General features: G+C 35.0%; 20 protein-coding genes. 15 read left to right on the top strand and 5 right to left on the bottom strand.

The features are described from left to right. The first annotated feature begins 132 nt into the window (after positions 1 to 132). The 6 genes from KORDIASMS9_RS22410 to KORDIASMS9_RS22385 all read left to right on the top strand — a co-directional run bounded on the left by KORDIASMS9_RS22410 (position 133) and on the right by KORDIASMS9_RS22385 (position 4220). Positions 133 to 375, top strand: a complete 243-nt coding sequence (locus KORDIASMS9_RS22410; protein ID WP_114904994.1) for a uroporphyrinogen decarboxylase — start codon at positions 133 to 135, stop codon at positions 373 to 375. Between the two features lie 84 nt (positions 376 to 459). Beyond that, complete coding sequence (locus tag KORDIASMS9_RS22405; RefSeq protein WP_114904993.1) at positions 460 to 669, top strand: hypothetical protein; 210 nt, start codon at positions 460 to 462, stop codon at positions 667 to 669. Continuing rightward, positions 659 to 2038 (top strand): class I SAM-dependent methyltransferase, encoded by a 1380-nt coding sequence (locus KORDIASMS9_RS22400; RefSeq protein WP_114904992.1) that lies wholly within the window; start codon positions 659 to 661, stop codon positions 2036 to 2038. The genes KORDIASMS9_RS22405 and KORDIASMS9_RS22400 overlap by 11 nt, the downstream gene beginning before the upstream one ends. Before the next feature lies 1 nt (position 2039). After that, a complete protein-coding gene (locus tag KORDIASMS9_RS22395) occupies positions 2040 to 3518 on the top strand; it encodes a sulfatase-like hydrolase/transferase (RefSeq protein ID WP_240321105.1) in 1479 nt (492 codons plus the stop codon). Between the two features lie 159 nt (positions 3519 to 3677). Then, positions 3678 to 3920, top strand: coding sequence for a type II toxin-antitoxin system ParD family antitoxin (locus KORDIASMS9_RS22390; protein ID WP_114904991.1), 243 nt, complete (start codon positions 3678 to 3680; stop codon positions 3918 to 3920). Then, a complete protein-coding gene (locus tag KORDIASMS9_RS22385) occupies positions 3921 to 4220 on the top strand; it encodes a type II toxin-antitoxin system RelE/ParE family toxin (RefSeq protein ID WP_114904990.1) in 300 nt (99 codons plus the stop codon). A 3-nt stretch (positions 4221 to 4223) separates the two neighbouring features. Here the strand turns inward: KORDIASMS9_RS22385 and KORDIASMS9_RS22380 are convergent, their stop codons facing one another. Continuing rightward, the gene (locus tag KORDIASMS9_RS22380; RefSeq protein ID WP_114904989.1) at positions 4224 to 4454 is read right to left on the bottom strand and encodes a hypothetical protein; all 231 of its coding nucleotides are present in this window, start codon (positions 4452 to 4454) and stop codon (positions 4224 to 4226) included. A 353-nt stretch (positions 4455 to 4807) separates the two neighbouring features. On the opposite strand from KORDIASMS9_RS22380, the gene KORDIASMS9_RS22375 reads away from it, so the two are divergent. Genes KORDIASMS9_RS22375 through KORDIASMS9_RS22360 form a run of 4 tightly spaced genes read left to right on the top strand, consistent with a single transcriptional unit; the run spans position 4808 to position 9049 of the window. After that, positions 4808 to 5680 carry a GNAT family N-acetyltransferase gene (locus KORDIASMS9_RS22375; RefSeq protein WP_240321104.1) on the top strand — a complete coding sequence of 291 codons (873 nt, stop codon included), beginning with the start codon at positions 4808 to 4810 and terminating at the stop codon, positions 5678 to 5680. Beyond that, positions 5677 to 6786, top strand: a complete 1110-nt coding sequence (locus KORDIASMS9_RS22370; protein WP_114904987.1) for a DegT/DnrJ/EryC1/StrS aminotransferase family protein — start codon at positions 5677 to 5679, stop codon at positions 6784 to 6786. Before KORDIASMS9_RS22375 ends, KORDIASMS9_RS22370 begins: the two co-directional genes overlap by 4 nt. Positions 6787 to 6803: 17 nt before the next feature. Beyond that, entirely contained in the window at positions 6804 to 8288 is a 1485-nt protein-coding gene (locus tag KORDIASMS9_RS22365) for an oligosaccharide flippase family protein (RefSeq protein ID WP_114904986.1), read from the top strand. A 2-nt stretch (positions 8289 to 8290) separates the two neighbouring features. Then, on the top strand, positions 8291 to 9049 hold the full coding sequence (locus KORDIASMS9_RS22360; RefSeq protein ID WP_240321103.1) for a transferase: 759 nt from the start codon (positions 8291 to 8293) through the stop codon (positions 9047 to 9049). Between the two features lie 111 nt (positions 9050 to 9160). Here KORDIASMS9_RS22360 and KORDIASMS9_RS22355 read toward each other — a convergent pair whose 3' ends face one another. Together KORDIASMS9_RS22355 and KORDIASMS9_RS22350 are read right to left on the bottom strand one after the other, a co-directional pair. Next, the gene (locus KORDIASMS9_RS22355; protein WP_114904985.1) at positions 9161 to 9685 is read right to left on the bottom strand and encodes a hypothetical protein; all 525 of its coding nucleotides are present in this window, start codon (positions 9683 to 9685) and stop codon (positions 9161 to 9163) included. A gap of 135 nt (positions 9686 to 9820) precedes the next feature. Further along, on the bottom strand, positions 9821 to 10324 hold the full coding sequence (locus KORDIASMS9_RS22350; RefSeq protein WP_114904984.1) for a Dps family protein: 504 nt from the start codon (positions 10322 to 10324) through the stop codon (positions 9821 to 9823). Positions 10325 to 10823: 499 nt separating this feature from the next. Here KORDIASMS9_RS22350 and KORDIASMS9_RS22345 point away from each other — a divergent pair, with 499 nt between their 5' ends. From KORDIASMS9_RS22345 to KORDIASMS9_RS22330, 3 genes are all read left to right on the top strand, one after another. Then, positions 10824 to 11366 (top strand): CIA30 family protein, encoded by a 543-nt coding sequence (locus tag KORDIASMS9_RS22345; protein WP_162820119.1) that lies wholly within the window; start codon positions 10824 to 10826, stop codon positions 11364 to 11366. Between the two features lie 97 nt (positions 11367 to 11463). Next, positions 11464 to 11688 (top strand): hypothetical protein, encoded by a 225-nt coding sequence (locus KORDIASMS9_RS22340; protein ID WP_114904982.1) that lies wholly within the window; start codon positions 11464 to 11466, stop codon positions 11686 to 11688. A gap of 195 nt (positions 11689 to 11883) precedes the next feature. Next, a complete protein-coding gene (locus KORDIASMS9_RS22330) occupies positions 11884 to 12336 on the top strand; it encodes a tRNA (cytidine(34)-2'-O)-methyltransferase (protein WP_114904980.1) in 453 nt (150 codons plus the stop codon). Between the two features lie 151 nt (positions 12337 to 12487). On the opposite strand, the gene KORDIASMS9_RS22325 is transcribed toward KORDIASMS9_RS22330, so the two are convergent. Together KORDIASMS9_RS22325 and KORDIASMS9_RS22320 are read right to left on the bottom strand one after the other, a co-directional pair. Next, positions 12488 to 12715: a hypothetical protein gene (locus tag KORDIASMS9_RS22325; protein ID WP_114904979.1), complete on the bottom strand. Its 228-nt coding sequence runs from the start codon at positions 12713 to 12715 to the stop codon at positions 12488 to 12490. Positions 12716 to 12828: 113 nt separating this feature from the next. After that, a complete protein-coding gene (locus KORDIASMS9_RS22320) occupies positions 12829 to 13989 on the bottom strand; it encodes a glycosyltransferase (protein WP_114904978.1) in 1161 nt (386 codons plus the stop codon). Between the two features lie 38 nt (positions 13990 to 14027). Here KORDIASMS9_RS22320 and KORDIASMS9_RS22315 point away from each other — a divergent pair, with 38 nt between their 5' ends. Beyond that, positions 14028 to 15113, top strand: coding sequence for a glycosyltransferase family 4 protein (locus KORDIASMS9_RS22315; protein ID WP_114904977.1), 1086 nt, complete (start codon positions 14028 to 14030; stop codon positions 15111 to 15113). 3 nt (positions 15114 to 15116) lie between these two features. After that, positions 15117 to 15542 carry an FdtA/QdtA family cupin domain-containing protein gene (locus tag KORDIASMS9_RS22310; RefSeq protein ID WP_114904976.1) on the top strand — a complete coding sequence of 142 codons (426 nt, stop codon included), beginning with the start codon at positions 15117 to 15119 and terminating at the stop codon, positions 15540 to 15542. Positions 15543 to 15602 lie beyond the last annotated feature (60 nt).

Below are 15602 nucleotides of genomic sequence, written 5' to 3'. Positions count from 1 at the left end.
AAAATTCATATCATACAAAAGGTTTCATTGGTACGCAGTGAAACCTTTTTTTGATGTATGATTGTTGATTTTAGCTTTTTAATCAAAAACCTGCCACATTGAGCGCAGTCGAAATGCAACAAAAAACAAAAAATGGACATACTAGGAATCACAGGAACAGAAATTATAGGATATTTAGCGTCACTTGCCGTATTGGTTTCTTTCACTATGAAAGACTTAAAAAACCTGCGAAAGATCAACGGAATTGGTTGTTTGCTTTTTGTATTATACGGGTACTTAATGCCCACATTGCGCGTAGGTTTGCCAATTATCATTACCAATTTGGCAATTTTCGGAATCAATATCTATCATTTAACTAGAAAAAAAGTCGAATAGCTACGAGGTTTTCCAATATTGAATTTATGTTAGATAATCATTGCCAAAAAGTAAATTTTTATATCTTTACTGAAATCTCAAACTATGCAATTTCTTTACTTTGATGCGGGCTTAGGTGCCATGATTGCGCAAGCTGCTGTTGCTGTTGCTGCTGGAGTTTTATTGTTCTATAAAAGTATCAAATACAAAATCAGAACTATTTTGGGCTTGCAAAAAGACACTTCAGAAGAGGTTTTTGACGACATTGATGTGAATGATGAAACGCTCAAAAAATCATCGCAAGATGACAACTAATGCGCAGCATGCTTCATCGTATCGCGATCCTAGTGGATATGTGTATGTTGAAAACGATAGCATCAAACGAATCATATTCCCAAGTTATTTTCCGCAATACGAAGCGTTACAAACTTCCGAATTCTTTCAAAAAGCATTTCAGCACAAACTGTTGATTCCGCATACAGAAACAGAACATACAGAAAATCATATTTGTATTCAACCTGCACAAATTCCGTTCATCACCTATCCGTACGAGTGGAGTTTTCAGCAATATAAAGAAGCGGCTTTGCATACGTTAAAGCTGCAAAAATATGCACTGCAACACAACTTTTCATTAAAAGATGCAACAGCGTACAATATCGCTTTTTACAAAGGGAATGCTATTTTTATTGATACGCTTTCGCTAGATTTTTACCAAGAAAATACACCGTGGCGCGCGTACAAACAATTCATCACGCACTTTTTAGGGCCGTTGGTTGTGGCAAAATATCACGGTGCCGAATTCCTCAAAACGATGTCGAACTTCATTGACGGAATTCCCCTAAAAATGATCGCTTCCTTATTGCCAGGAAAGACAAAATTGAATCCATTTTTATATACCAATATTCACTTATTGGCAAAATTTGAAAACAAGCATCAAGAAGAAGATGTAAAAGCAACGAAACAAGCTTCGTTATCCAAAAAAGGCTTGTTCAACATTATTGACAGTTTGTACAATTACATCAAAAAACTAAAGCTCTCCTCGCAATCAGAATGGGGAAATTACTATCAAAAAACAAACTATTCGGATACCGCTTTTCAGCAGAAATCATCTATTATTAACGATTGGATGCAGGAAATACAAGCCAAAACGGTCATTGATGTCGGCGGAAACGACGGAACATTTGTGCGCGAAATACAAACTGAAATTGAGCTGGCGTTGGTGGGCGATATTGACAACAATGCCGTAGATCAAAATCACTATGCAGTCAAAAAAAACAAAGAACAAAACATGCTGCCTTTTACGATTGATTTGCTAAATCCGTCGGCGGCAATTGGTTTTCAAAATACAGAACGTTCGTCGTTTATAGAGCGTGTAAAAGCATTTCAGCCAGATGCAACCTTAGCGTTGGCATTAATTCATCACATATCGTTGACAGGAAATGTGCCGTTTCAAAACTCCGCTGCTTTCTTTGCAACATTCTCCAAAAACCTCATCATTGAATTCCCAAAACGAGCCGATTCGTATGCAACACGATTGCTCAATGCGAAAGCAGAATTCAAAGATCAATTTGGACATTACAATGTAGAAAATTTTGAAAAAACCTATTCCGAACATTTCAAATTGGTAGCTAAAAAAGAAATTGCAGATTCGGAACGTGTACTTTATCTATTTAAGAAAAAATAGCGTGTCAAAACTTAAAAAAAACATAGAATACTTTGTAGAAAACACCAAAGACTATCCAATCATTTTTGCGATTGCAGCAGGTTTATATGCGTTTGTGTACGTATTTGCGTCTAACTTTATGTTGGTAAATTCATGGTTTCAATTGGCAGTCGTTTTCTGTGTATATATTGTATTTCCAGTCGTAATTTTTAGCGTTTCTTGGGAAGTTTCAAAGCGACTCAAATTCCTCCATAAATTTCAACAATACGTATTGCCAGTTTTAAATGCCATGTTTTTTGGATTCTACTTTGTGGGAAGAATTTACAGCTTTCAACACAAAAAAATGATGCTTTTAACAGTCGTCATTGCTGCGTTGCTCGCGATTGGACTCAGAAAACAATACAAAAAAATCATCGTATTGCAATTCATCATGGCATTTGTAGCATTTGCCACAATGATTCCAACCTTGTACAAAGCGATGTTTGATGCTGATGAATGGCGAAGCTTTCCAGAAGAAGTCGTACAAACAAAATTCACGCAATTTCCTAATATTTATGTCATTCAGCCAGATGGTTATGTAAATTTTACCGAATTGGGAAAAGATCCGTACAACTTTCAAAATGGTGAATTTGAAGCGTATTTACAAAACAGCGGATTCAAATTGTACAAAGATTTTCGTAGCAATTACACATCTACGATATTGTCAAATGGTTCTATGTTTTCCATGAAACAGCATTACAAAGGCGAACAATTATTTGGTGCACGGGAAGTCATTGCAGGGAAAAACCCTGTGATTGAAACTCTAAAAAACAACGAGTACGAAACCTTTCTCTTCATAGAAAATCCGTATGTATTATTGAACCGCCCAGAAATTCAATATGATTACTGTAATTTCTCTATGGACGAAGTTCCGTGGTTTGGAATTGGCGCGTTTGGCATGCGCAAAGAAATGATTCAACCGTTGGCGGAAACCATCAAAAAGCAACAAGGAAAGCGTAGTTTTTACTTTATAGAAAAGATTTTGCCAGGACACATTTCTACGTTCAAATCTGCTTCCAAAGGAGCAGCAACGGAACGCGAGAACTATCTCACGCAAGTGAAAAAAGCCAACGAATGGCTTAAAGAAATCACAGAAGTTATCATACAAAACGATCCCAATAGTTTGATTGTCATTGCGGCAGATCATGGTGGTTACGTAGGATTTGACTATACCAAACAATTCTTTCAAAAGCAAACCGACGAAAAACTTGTGTACTCAGGATTTTCTGCGGCATTAGCAATTAAATGGCCTAACAAACAAGCGCCAAGTTATGATGCGCAACTCAAAACGCCTGTCAATCTGTTTCGAACGGTTTTTGCCTATTTGGGCGACAACGAAGCATTGCTTGACAATAAGGAAGAGGACGCAAGTTATTCCATCATCACCAACGGAATTTTGGGAAGTGTGTACAAATACATTGACGCGGACGGAAAGGTAGTTTTTGAGGAAGTTGAGAGGTAATTTACCAATTTTTAATATACTTTTATTCCTGTTGTTCAGCAAATTCATAAACAGTCTTCAAAGAACTTTCACTAGCTGAACGTAAAAGTTGGATACTCTTACTATCAATATCAATTTGTAAAATATACCAATTATTGGTATATTTATAAAAAATGTGTCATGAGTAAAAATACATCCATATTGTTAGGAACCTATTTTGATGAGTTTGTGCAATCGCAAGTTTCAGAAGGACGTTACAAAAATAAAAGCGAAGTAATTAGAGCGGGACTTCGATTGTTAGAAAACGAAGAAAATAAAGTCATCGCATTGCGACATGCAATTCAAGAAGGCATGAACAGTCCATTAGTTGAAAATTTTGACTTCGATGCGCATTTAGCTAAGCTTAAAACGGAGAAAAAGTAAATGGCTGAAATTATTTTTAGACAAACAGCTATTGATGATTTAACCGCTATTTGGAAGTATACCGTGCAAAAATGGTCAGAAAGTCAAGCAGACATTTATTATCAAGGAATTCGATTGGCTTGTAAAGAAATTGCCAAAAAACCGAATATCGGAAAATCATATCAAAACATACAAGCGAATTTAATCGGATTCAAAGTAGGGAAACACATTATTTTTTATCATCAAGTTTCAGAAACTACCATTGAAATTGTTAGAATTCTACACGAACGCATGGACTTGGAACGCAGAATCAATGATTAAATTTTAACGTATTTGACTTGTCAATAAAAACATCCAAACGAAAGAAAAAACCGTGCCTAAAACGAAAAATATACGTCGTGTGTCATTCTTCCAAAAAGGAACTTTGAAATAATAGTTTAGTAAAGCTTCTAACGCCCAGCCAAAAGTATAAAAAATATTGGCTCCGAATAACCAAAACAATAGGATGCTATAGTTTTCATAAGGAGAAATTCCGTTGGGTACATCACTTCTCATGAAGAATACTAATAATCCTCCTAAAATAGTAATGATATTATAGATAAATCGCTTTCTTTCCCACCATTTTATAGCGGAACTGAAACTAGTATATGTGTCTTCTTTTTCGATCTGAATATATTTTTATCGTTAGAATGAATAAAGCTAAAGGAATCTAAATAAAAACCAAAAAAAGATAAAAATTCATTTTTCCACACTACAACTACCAAACTGACGTTAAAATTAGTAAATTCACTTTTTCTAAACCAAACCTAATTTATACACTAACCAAATATACAAGTGAAAACCAATTGCTGTGGGACAACTTTGTCTCGGAAGCAAAGAATAGTACATTTTTGTGCTATCGCGATTTTATGGACTATCATCAAGATCGTTTCAAAGATCATTCACTGTTACTCTACAAAAAGGAGAAATTAGTAGCTGTGTTTCCTGCAAATGAAGCTGAAAATGTATTGCATTCACATCAGGGTTTGACATACGGCGGTTTGCTTTTCAACAAAGACTTAAAACTCCGCGATGTTTCAGAATGTTTCAAAATATTGTTGGAACATGCAAAAGAAAACAACTTTCAAAAAGTACATCTCAAATTGTTGCCAACTATGTACAGTCCGTTGCCAACCAACGAATTGCAATATTTGTTATTTATTTTGGAAGCGAAATTAACACGTAGAGATGCACTTTCGGTAGTGAACATGCAGCACAGACCTAAAATCTCAAGAGACAGAATCGCAGGAAATAAAAGAGCTAAAAAACACGGTTTGGTCATCAAAGAAGTTGATACGTTTGAAGCGTTTTGGAACGAAATACTCATTCCGAATTTAGCACAAAAACACGCCGCAAAACCTGTACATTCACTTGTGGAAATTCAACAACTAAAAGCAAATTTTCCGAAACAGATTCGGCAATTTAATGTGTATAAAGAGGATACAATTGTTGCAGGAACAACGATTTTCGACACAAAATATGTTGCGCATTCACAATACATTTCTGGAAACGAAGACAAAAACGATTTGGGAAGTCTCGACTTTTTACACCTGTTTTTGCTTAATGAAGTTTTTGCAGATAAAATGTACTTTGATTTCGGTATTTCCAACGAAAATCAAGGAAAAAACATCAATACTGGACTAAATTATTGGAAAGAAGGTTTTGGTGCACGCACAATCACGCAAGATTTTTACGAAATTGACGTGAAACAAAGTCACAAACTTGATACGATTTTTATATGATAAAATTTTTAGATCTACATAAAATCAATGCGCGCTTTGAAATCGAATTTCGAGCAGCGTTCAAGAAATTTCTCGATTCGGGATATTATGTGTTGGGCAATAATGTAACACAGTTTGAAAAATCGTTTGCCAACTATTGCGGAACGCAACATTGTATTGGTGTCAGTAATGGTTTGGACGCGCTCACGTTAATCTTAGAAGCGTATAAAATTCAAGGAAAACTGCAAGAAGGTGACGAAATTATTGTGCCAGCCAATACGTATATTGCCAGTATTCTGGGAATTACCAAAGCTGGATTAAAACCTGTATTGGTAGAACCAAATCTGGAAACTTTCAACATTGATGCTGCTGCGGTTGAAGCTGCTATCACGTGGAAAACACGCGCTATTTTAGTCGTGCATTTATATGGACAACTCACAGATATGCGTCCAATCCAAGACATTGCCAAAAAACAGAATCTGCTCATTATGGAAGACGCTGCACAAGCACACGGCGCTGTAAATTCTGAAGGAAAAAAAGCAGGAAATTTGAGTGATGCAGCAGGATTTAGTTTCTATCCAACCAAAAACTTAGGTGCGTTGGGCGAAGCTGGTGCTGTGACCACAAACGATGCGGAATTAGCAGAAATCATCCGAAAATTGCGCAATTATGGAACATCTTCAAAATATGTAAATCAATACAAAGGTGTCAACAATCGGTTGGATGAAATTCAAGCCGCTTTTCTCAATATAAAATTACGTCAATTGGATGCGGACAATGAAGAACGCAGCGATGTCGCATTGCGCTATTGCATGGGCATTGACAATCCTGAAATTAGATTGCCAACACATCCGCGAGATGGTTCGCATGTATTTCATCAATTTGTGATACGAACGGAAAACAGATCTAAATTGCAAAAATATTTGGCAGAAAGTGAAGTCGGAACGTTGATTCATTACGAAATTCCGCCACACAAACAAGAAGCGTACAAAGAATGGAATCATTTACATTTTCCGATCACGGAGAAAATACACAACGAATGTTTGAGTTTGCCGATAAGTCCTGTGATGGATGAATTTGACGTGAACACCATCATTTCATTACTCAATTCGTACAGCAATCACTGACAATTTCCAAACTATATATGACGGAAAAACAACAATTTTCATACACGCACATCTTAAAAGCAACTTCGCTATTTGGCGGCGTTCAGGTATTTAAGATTCTGATTTCGATCGTTCGTGTCAAAATTGTTGCCATTTTATTAGGTGGTGTCGGAATGGGCATTATCGGATTGTTCAACAGCACAATTCAAGTAGTAAGTGAAATTGCCAAGTTGGGTTTGGACACAAGTGCCGTCAAAGAATTGGCACATGTACACAACACCAAAGATGAAAAAGCGGTGATAGAAACGGTGAGTATTCTTCAAAAATTCATCATGATTACAGCAATTATTGGGGCTATTTTTACAATTATTTTTTCGGCAGTATTGAGCAAACTTACCTTTGGGAATACCGCGTATACGTTTGAATTTATTTGGATTGCCATCGCGATTTTTTTCATGCAATTGACCAATGGAAAAATCGCCATTTTGCAAGGAACACAAGCGCTCAAAAAACTTGCAGTTGCCAATGTTTTAGGAAGTACGGTCGGTTTGATTGTTTCCGTTCCGCTATACTATATTTATGGTTTGGAAGCTATTGTACCTACCATAATCATTACCGCAGTTGTGGTTTTTCTGTTTTTCTGGTATTTTGAAAATACGCTTAATATTCAACGCATTTCCTTAGGTGTGAAAGAAGCATACAGCAGAGGAAAAGACATGATTCATTTGGGTTTGGTGCTAAGTATTACGGGAATCATTACGCTGACGACCACGTATTTATTGCAAATTTACATTAGATATTTGGGCGGATTGGATGAAGTTGGCTATTACACCGCAGGTTTTTTAATCATCAATGGATATGTTGGGATGGTTTTCAACGCAATGGGAACGGATTATTTTCCGCGATTATCTTCCATTCATACAGACAATAGCAAAGTGCAAATTGCCGTTCGAAATCAGGCTACGATTGCTATTTTATTGATCACGCCGATTATTACGACGTTTTTTCTGGCGGCGCCGTTAGTGGTGAAAATATTATACTCAAAAGAATTTTTAGTCATTCTAGGATTGATTTCTTGGGGCGTTTTGGGCATGGCGTTTAAAGCGGTTTCTTGGTCAGTTGGTTATGTTATTTTGGCGAAAGGTGACGCTAGAATATTTGTCAAAACTTCGATTTGTTTCAATCTGTTACTGTTGGGAATGAGTTGTGCGGGCTATTATTATTACGGTTTGACAGGTTTGGGAATCAGTGTGTTGATTTACTATATCATTCACTTTATCAGCATGTTGATCATTACCAAAATCTTTTACGGTTTGCAATTTCAATCTGCATTTTACAAGTTGTTTTTTATATGTGTTTTGTTGAGCGGATTGGCGTTTGTGTGTACGTTTATAGAGAATACTTATTTGAAATATGGCGGAATCATTGTCATAATGCTACTTTCTTATATCTTTACATACGCGCAATTGCAGCAAAAAATGAATATCAAACAGTTGATAAAAAACAAGCTTTCAAAAAAATAAGTATGCCATTGAAAAAAATATATAAGGTGTTACGAAAGCAATGGAGGCGATTCAAGTTTGCCCGAACGGTCAATTGGTACAAAACGATTTATTTCAATTATAAGATGTTTCCAAAGCACATTGCGAGGAAGCTTCCCGTGTTTTTTTACGGTTCTGTAAAATTCAACAGTTTGCAAGGAAAAGTCACAATTGATGCAGCAACCATCAAACGTGGCATGATTGGTTTTGGACAGAATTATGAAATGAACAAACGCTCTATGCGTATTGCAGAAATCACGCTCGACGGACATTTGGCATTTAAAGGATATTGTCAATTTGGGAAAGATTATTTTCTCAACATTATGGACGATGCGTATTGCGAAATGGGGAATATGGCTTCGTTAGGTTCACGCGGAAAAATTATATGTTCTAAAGAAATAAAATTTGGCGAATATGCGCGCATCGGTTCAGAATCGCAACTCATTGATACCAATTTTCATGCAATGATCAACACAGAAACTGGTGAAAAAAGCGAGATGAAAGGCAGTATTCATCTAGGGAATTATAATTATTTTGGGAATCGGATTTCGGTCTACAAAGATACCAAAACGCCCAATTTTACTACAATTGCTTCACATGCAGTTCTGAAAAAAGATTTTTCGGATGTACCAGAAAATACCATGATTGGAGGTATTCCTGCCAAAGTTATTAAAAGTAATATTTCCAGAGATTGGGAAGGCGAACGCGCCATGATTGAAAACGCACTGATGATTGATTTCTAATCGAAATAAATTCAAAGCATAGCACTTTAAAATAGAAACACAAAAAAACCACCTCAAAACTGAGACGGTTTTTGCATAGCGAAAAGGCTATTTCAGGGATTGGATTGTATGTTATTTCATGTCAATCACTTCAATTTCATAGACATCATTGTTGGACATGATAATATTATACATTCCTTTTTTTGTCAATTTATTCACCTTTTTCTTATTATTATAGGCATCAATCATGTGAATCTCTTTTACGGACATTCCTTTTTCGGTACACCATACATTCAATCCGTTGCGCGTTAGCATAAAATCGTATCTAAAATTGTCTGGCTTTGTATAATTGATGGTAATTTCTCTTTCAAAGTTGGAATCTTTATTTGTATCTAATTTAAAGGTTGTCTCTAAAATTGGGGATACAATCAATCTTTCCTGGTTTAAATCGTATTTGTCTTCGCTGTCAAAAGCTACTGGATACGTTGCAATAGTTTCTTCGTAAATTCTGGTTTCACTTGCAATCGCTTTTTCTACGATTTCATATTCGGTTACATTTTCTCGTACAATCTCTGAAGCTTTTACAGTGTCTTGCGCAAATGCAATTGAGGTTGATAATATTATTGTGGGTACTAAAATTTTTATATAATTTTTCATAACTTTTATTCTTTTTGTTATTTATGACGTCATACTCTTGCTAAGCTGCGATGACATCTTCAACAGCTGTAAATACCTGTAATTAGAAGACTTGGTATTTAGAAAAGTCTATAGTTGTGTCGAAGTAAATTGCGATTAGGCTTTTACCATTGAATTGTTCAACTGTGCACTTGTTTTCTTTGACCAAGCGTTTAACATCCAACTTGCTTTTTCCAACTCTCTAATGTAGGCTCCAATCAAATCGAGTGTTCCTTCATCTCCGGCTGCATTTGCATGATCAATCACGACTTTCATTTGTGCTAAAATCATCTTATGGTCGTTGATTAAAATTTCAATCATTTCGGTATCGGTCAATAATGGACTTGATTCTTTTACGGCTGAAATTTCCAAATAATCACTCATTTTACTAATTGGGTGATATTTTAAAGTTAACACACGTTCTGCAATTTCGTCGATTTTTGTTTGTGCGTTTGTGTACAGTTCTTCAAATTTATCGTGTAAATCGAAAAAGTTTTTTCCTAAAATATTCCAGTGAAAACTTCTTAATTTTTGATAGTATACGTGGTAATTAGCCAATAATGTATTCAATTCTACGACTACAGGTACTAATTTTTCATCACTCATATTTAAATAATTCATAATAATTTTTTCTTTTTTAAAGATTAATAATTGACTTTGAAATAAACACTAAAGCTTGAACTTTGGAGGATCCAAAATGAAATTTTCAAGAAGTAATTTTTTAGTGTTGTAATTGCGATTTGTAATAATCACACTTTCAATATAAGGGCTGAACAAAATATGTCAAGTCATTTAACAATACTTAACGTTGAGAAGAAAAAATTAACATAAAATATGTTAATAAAAATGAAATTATGTTAAAATTTTAACATTTAAAACTTGCTAGAAAAACGAATTTTATTGAGTATAATTCAAAAAACAAGTGAAAAAAGGTATTTTATTGAATGAAACCCATCAAAAACACGAAAAATCAGTGAATAATTCAAAAACTAAAAACATAGTTCAAAATGACTTTTGGTGTTTTTTGCATTTCAAATTTTAACAAATTAGTTTGGAGGATTTCATACGAAATTCGATTGTTTTTCAAATCTTTGTATCTTTAAGGAAAAAAGAAATGAACATGTTAAAAACGATCTGTTTTCTCCTGCTATCTCAATTCATCTATGCACAACAAGATAATGTTGATTTTGGAAAATACAAAGACAACGAACGTTGGAAGATTACAAATGATGGTGTGATGGGCGGACTTTCTGAAGGCGATTATCGAATTACGGATGACAGTGTAGTGTTTAGCGGAAACATCTCTTTAGAAAACAACGGCGGTTTTTCCTCGTATCGAAGTAATTATCAAAAACGCGATCTTTCTTCCTATAAAAAAATAATCATTCATTACCGTTCCAAACAATACGCAATGGGATTTACGCTAGAAATGGACAGACGTTGGTACGTTCCATATTATAAAGTAAATTTGCCAACAACAGATTGGAAATGGGTAACCAAAGAAATCATCTTTACCGATTTTGATCGGTACAATATTGGGCGCAAACGTGATGGGAAACCTACACAAAACGAATTGGCAAACATTCTCCGCATCGGATTCATCTCTAACGAGAAAAAAGCAGGACCTTTTAAAATAGAAATTGATTATATAAAGTTTGAATAAAATATTGCTTCATAACGAAGAATATTTATATTTGAATACTTCCCTCAATTATTTTTGATTTTAGCCAATCACAAAAACAATCACATAATTACAGTTTATGAAAACTTTTAGAGGATTTTTAATTTTTGTTGCAATATTTAGTGTTATTGGAGCAGCTAAATTTGGAAGTGTAGAAATCAAAGATTACAACAATAGTTCAATAAATATTCATGAGGTTACAAGTCATTCTGGAGCAAATGGCGGCGCTATTGGTTTTGGATTACTAGGCGGAATGTGTTTTATAGCAATAGCTATCACATATATTGGAAGAGAAGAAAACTAATTATATTACTAATTTAAAATTTATGAATTCAATCAGAGCTTTATTTTTAATGATATCTTTAATAACTGGAATCTCTTGTGTGTATATAGGGAATTCAGAGAGTGCCATTGGTATGGGAATCATAAGTGGTATGAGTATATTAGCAACAGGAGTAACATATATAGGTAAACAGGAAGAATAATCATATCAAATACAATGGCATACAACATCGTATTGGTTGAACCCGAAATTCACACAAATACAGGAAATATAGGACGTTTAAGCTTGGCATCTGGTTCCAACTTGCACTTAGTAAAACCCTTTGGTTTTGAAATTACCGACGCGCGCCTGAAACGTGCAGGACTTGATTATTGGCAACACTTAGATGTTCATATTTACGAAAATATAGAAGAATTCTACACGAAAAATACAAACAAAAAAATGGTGTATCTCACCAGTAAAAGTCAAAAAAGCTATACCGAAATTCCGTTTGAAGATGAGTTGTTTTTAGTTTTTGGAAAAGAATCTGTTGGTTTATCAGCAGCAATCACGGATGCTCACAAAGAAGATTTGTACACCATTCCTATGTTTAGCGAACACATTAGAAGCTTAAATTTAGCCAATGCAGTCAGTATTGTAGTCTATGAAGGCATTCGTAGGCTTCAATAATCAAAAAAAAGGAAGAGGCTCTCTAAAAAGTACAGATTTCATCAAACCGAACTTGATTCGGTTTCCCATAACAGTTGAAAATCAATTTAATGGGATTCTGGATCAAGTCCAGAATGACGTATCTAAAATCTTTTAGACAGCCTTCTCATTATTAATAATCTCTACCACATTCACTTGGTACGCCACCACCTTCTTCTGTTGGAAGATAACTTGTATAAAGATCTGGCGCTTCTTCCTCAGGTTCATTACATCCTAAATTATAGCCGTTAATTGGACAGGTGGTGTCATACGAATTTTTTCCTCCTTTAACCTCTAAGGCATTCAAGTTAGAAATAGGTTTCTTATTTAATCGTAAGAATTTAAAATTTCGCTTTTTCATTATATTTGATTTTTAAATTAATAATGAAACAAAGCTACCGATACGAATGATCACTTGAAAGAAACCGTGTTGATGGTTCATAAATCATCAACAAAAGCAACATTTAGCGCGAGTTAAGCACGATTTTCTAACTCGGACAATGAAAACCAACACTCTACATACTGTTCAGCAACATTTTTATACTCGTGAAACTCCTCTACAAAAGTGCGTGCGTTTTCACCAATCGCTATCATTTCTTGAGGATTTTCAATTAAATGACTTAGTTTTTCCACCAAATCATCTACATTAGGTGTCGCATTCATCAATACAGGTTTCTCTAGTTTATAATATGCTAAAAAATCTTTTTCAGCACCAGAAAACACTACTTTTCCTTTTGCCATCGCTTCCAAGGCATTATATCCTTGATCATAACCATACAACTGATCCATAATAATATGCGCGCTGTTATAGGTTTCAATATATTCTGAATACGGCAAATTGGACACCGTTTTCACTTCTACACGATTTGGATATCTTGCTTCCACAATGTGTAAGGCTTTTTCAATCAAATTGTTTCCTTTCTTCAAATAATTTACCTGATTCACACCGTGAAAGATAATCACCTTTCCATCATATTGTAAAGGTTCATACGGTAACAAATCTACATTAATAGGAAACGGAACAAGCGGCAACACTTTTGGATGATTTCTGTAGGCCATTTCATAATCAAAATTCGCAGGAATAATTCCTTTTACGTTTTCAATTACAAAATGATGCAACTTTTCGTGCGCTTTCGATAAATATTGCAGCGAATACTGAAACCACTTTTTAGTACTTTTATCGTTTTCGTATGCAGTGAGCATGTGATACGGCAAATTGGCATTCAAAATAAAATTCACATAATGAAAATCGTCGCCACAAGAAGACAAATACACATTTTTATTATGTTTAAAGATGTATTTCAGCAACTTTCGCTCTACAAACGGAATCGTGGCAAACGGAAACTCATTAATTAATTGCACGGCATCGTAATTTTGAAACGACTTTCGATGTTTAAAAAAACGATAGGTAATTTCTAAAAAAGCAATATCAATCTTACATACTTTAAAGAGCAATTGGCGAAACGCATTCGGAATCTTTTTATGAAAAAAAGTAGCTTCCAACGAAATATCAATAGGATAATTTTTAAAGTTATCAGCACGCCCAATCAATGTAACATCGTGCTGTAACTCTTGTAGACCTTCTTTAAGCGAATTGTGAAATCTACTGTATTCTCCAACCAATAATATGCGCATAAACAGTATATTTGTGTGAAAGATAGTAGGAAAACTTTATGCTGCAAAATTCTAAAAAGAAAATCTGTTTAATTGTCGAATGTCTTAGTGGCGGCGGCGCAGAAAAGCAGGCGGCAAACTTTTCCAAATCGCTTCAAAAGTACGGTTTTGAAGTATCTATCATTTCTCTAAAAGATCAAATTACCTATGATTTTGCGGGAACCTTGTACAATTTGGGTAAAAACGAATCTTCCATAAAAATTATCAAGCAAATTCAGAAATTTTTCGCGTTCAAAAAAGCGTACAAAACCTGCAATGCAGACATGTATATTGACTTTAGAGCACGCAGTAGATTTGTGATGGAATACTTGCTGCACAAATTCATCTTTGAAGCCAAAAAAATGATCCTAATGGTACACAGTTACCACATTGAATGGCACATCCCGAAAGGGAAACTATTCAGAGAAATTTACAACAAAACACATGCAATTGTGGCGGTTTCAGAAGCGATTGAGTTAAAATTAGGACACATGTACGACTTTGAAAACCTGTTGCACATTCCTAATTATATCACTGCTGTAGAATCGACTCAGAATGAAAAAACGCCAGTAAAAGACGACTACATTATTGCTGTCGGACGCTTGCAAAACGACATCAAACAGTTTGATCGTTTGGTTGAAACCTATCACGCTTCCAAACTTGCAGAAAAAAACATCAAACTCTACATTTGCGGCGATGGAAACGACAAAGAATCGTTAGAAAACTTAATCTCAAAATTACACTTGCAAGCGCATGTAAAGTTGCTCGGATTTGTAGAAAACGTGACGGAATACATTCAAAATGCAACATATTTAATATTGTCGAGTAGGGTAGAAGGTTTTCCGATGGTTTTATTAGAAGCATTGCAGCAAAAAACGCCTGTCATTTCCTTTGATTGCAAATCGGGACCAAGTGAAATAATTCAACACAAAACCAACGGTTTGCTCGTTGAAGATCAAAACTTTGCGAATTTGAAAGAAGCAATGTTACTTTTAATCGAAAATATGGAATTGTATATGAATTGTAAACAAAATGCTGTATATTCCATATCAAAATTCACAGAAGAAAATGTAATCCAGCAATGGGTTCAACTTATAAACGTCTAAAATATGTCTACAACTGTTGCTGATATTCAACTCATAACGATCCCCAAAATCGAAGACTTTAGAGGAAATATTTCTGTCATTGAAGGCGATACGATCCCTTTTAAATGCAAACGTGTATATTATTTGTACGACATTCCTAGTGGCGCAAAACGCGGTGGACATGCACATGTAGAGCAACACGAAGTCTTAATTGCCCTTAGTGGAAGTTTTGAAGTTATTTTTAAAGATGGCACTTCCAAAAGACGTATTTTACTCAACAAACCCAATCAAGGTTGCTTAATTCCACACGGAATTTGGCGCGAATTGGAAAACTTTTCTTCTGGAGCGGTTTGCTTAGTTTTAGCTTCAGACGAATTCAACGAATCCGACTACATCCGCGATTACCAAGATTACGTGATCACTAAAGAAGACGTGAAACTTTCAAAGTAGGTTTTTTGTGAAACGCTGAATCTTAGCTGCCAAAATTTGAATTAAAAAATAGTTTTTTTA

Source organism: Kordia sp. SMS9 (assembly GCF_003352465.1).
Lineage (GTDB): Bacteria > Bacteroidota > Bacteroidia > Flavobacteriales > Flavobacteriaceae > Kordia.
Note: the sequence above shows the minus strand (reverse complement) of the source record. Positions and strands in the feature narration are given on the sequence as shown.

Coding starts and splice junctions, on each gene's coding strand:
- KORDIASMS9_RS22410 (WP_114904994.1), top strand. CDS start 133: ATGGACATACTAGGAATCACAGGAACAGAAATTATAGGATATTTAGCG.
- KORDIASMS9_RS22405 (WP_114904993.1), top strand. CDS start 460: ATGCAATTTCTTTACTTTGATGCGGGCTTAGGTGCCATGATTGCGCAA.
- KORDIASMS9_RS22400 (WP_114904992.1), top strand. CDS start 659: ATGACAACTAATGCGCAGCATGCTTCATCGTATCGCGATCCTAGTGGA.
- KORDIASMS9_RS22390 (WP_114904991.1), top strand. CDS start 3,678: ATGAGTAAAAATACATCCATATTGTTAGGAACCTATTTTGATGAGTTT.
- KORDIASMS9_RS22385 (WP_114904990.1), top strand. CDS start 3,921: ATGGCTGAAATTATTTTTAGACAAACAGCTATTGATGATTTAACCGCT.
- KORDIASMS9_RS22380 (WP_114904989.1), bottom strand. CDS start 4,454: ATGAGAAGTGATGTACCCAACGGAATTTCTCCTTATGAAAACTATAGC.
- KORDIASMS9_RS22375 (WP_240321104.1), top strand. CDS start 4,808: ATGGACTATCATCAAGATCGTTTCAAAGATCATTCACTGTTACTCTAC.
- KORDIASMS9_RS22370 (WP_114904987.1), top strand. CDS start 5,677: ATGATAAAATTTTTAGATCTACATAAAATCAATGCGCGCTTTGAAATC.
- KORDIASMS9_RS22365 (WP_114904986.1), top strand. CDS start 6,804: ATGACGGAAAAACAACAATTTTCATACACGCACATCTTAAAAGCAACT.
- KORDIASMS9_RS22360 (WP_240321103.1), top strand. CDS start 8,291: ATGCCATTGAAAAAAATATATAAGGTGTTACGAAAGCAATGGAGGCGA.
- KORDIASMS9_RS22355 (WP_114904985.1), bottom strand. CDS start 9,685: ATGAAAAATTATATAAAAATTTTAGTACCCACAATAATATTATCAACC.
- KORDIASMS9_RS22350 (WP_114904984.1), bottom strand. CDS start 10,324: ATGAATTATTTAAATATGAGTGATGAAAAATTAGTACCTGTAGTCGTA.
- KORDIASMS9_RS22345 (WP_162820119.1), top strand. CDS start 10,824: ATGTTAAAAACGATCTGTTTTCTCCTGCTATCTCAATTCATCTATGCA.
- KORDIASMS9_RS22340 (WP_114904982.1), top strand. CDS start 11,464: ATGAAAACTTTTAGAGGATTTTTAATTTTTGTTGCAATATTTAGTGTT.
- KORDIASMS9_RS22330 (WP_114904980.1), top strand. CDS start 11,884: ATGGCATACAACATCGTATTGGTTGAACCCGAAATTCACACAAATACA.
- KORDIASMS9_RS22325 (WP_114904979.1), bottom strand. CDS start 12,715: ATGAAAAAGCGAAATTTTAAATTCTTACGATTAAATAAGAAACCTATT.
- KORDIASMS9_RS22320 (WP_114904978.1), bottom strand. CDS start 13,989: ATGCGCATATTATTGGTTGGAGAATACAGTAGATTTCACAATTCGCTT.
- KORDIASMS9_RS22315 (WP_114904977.1), top strand. CDS start 14,028: ATGCTGCAAAATTCTAAAAAGAAAATCTGTTTAATTGTCGAATGTCTT.
- KORDIASMS9_RS22310 (WP_114904976.1), top strand. CDS start 15,117: ATGTCTACAACTGTTGCTGATATTCAACTCATAACGATCCCCAAAATC.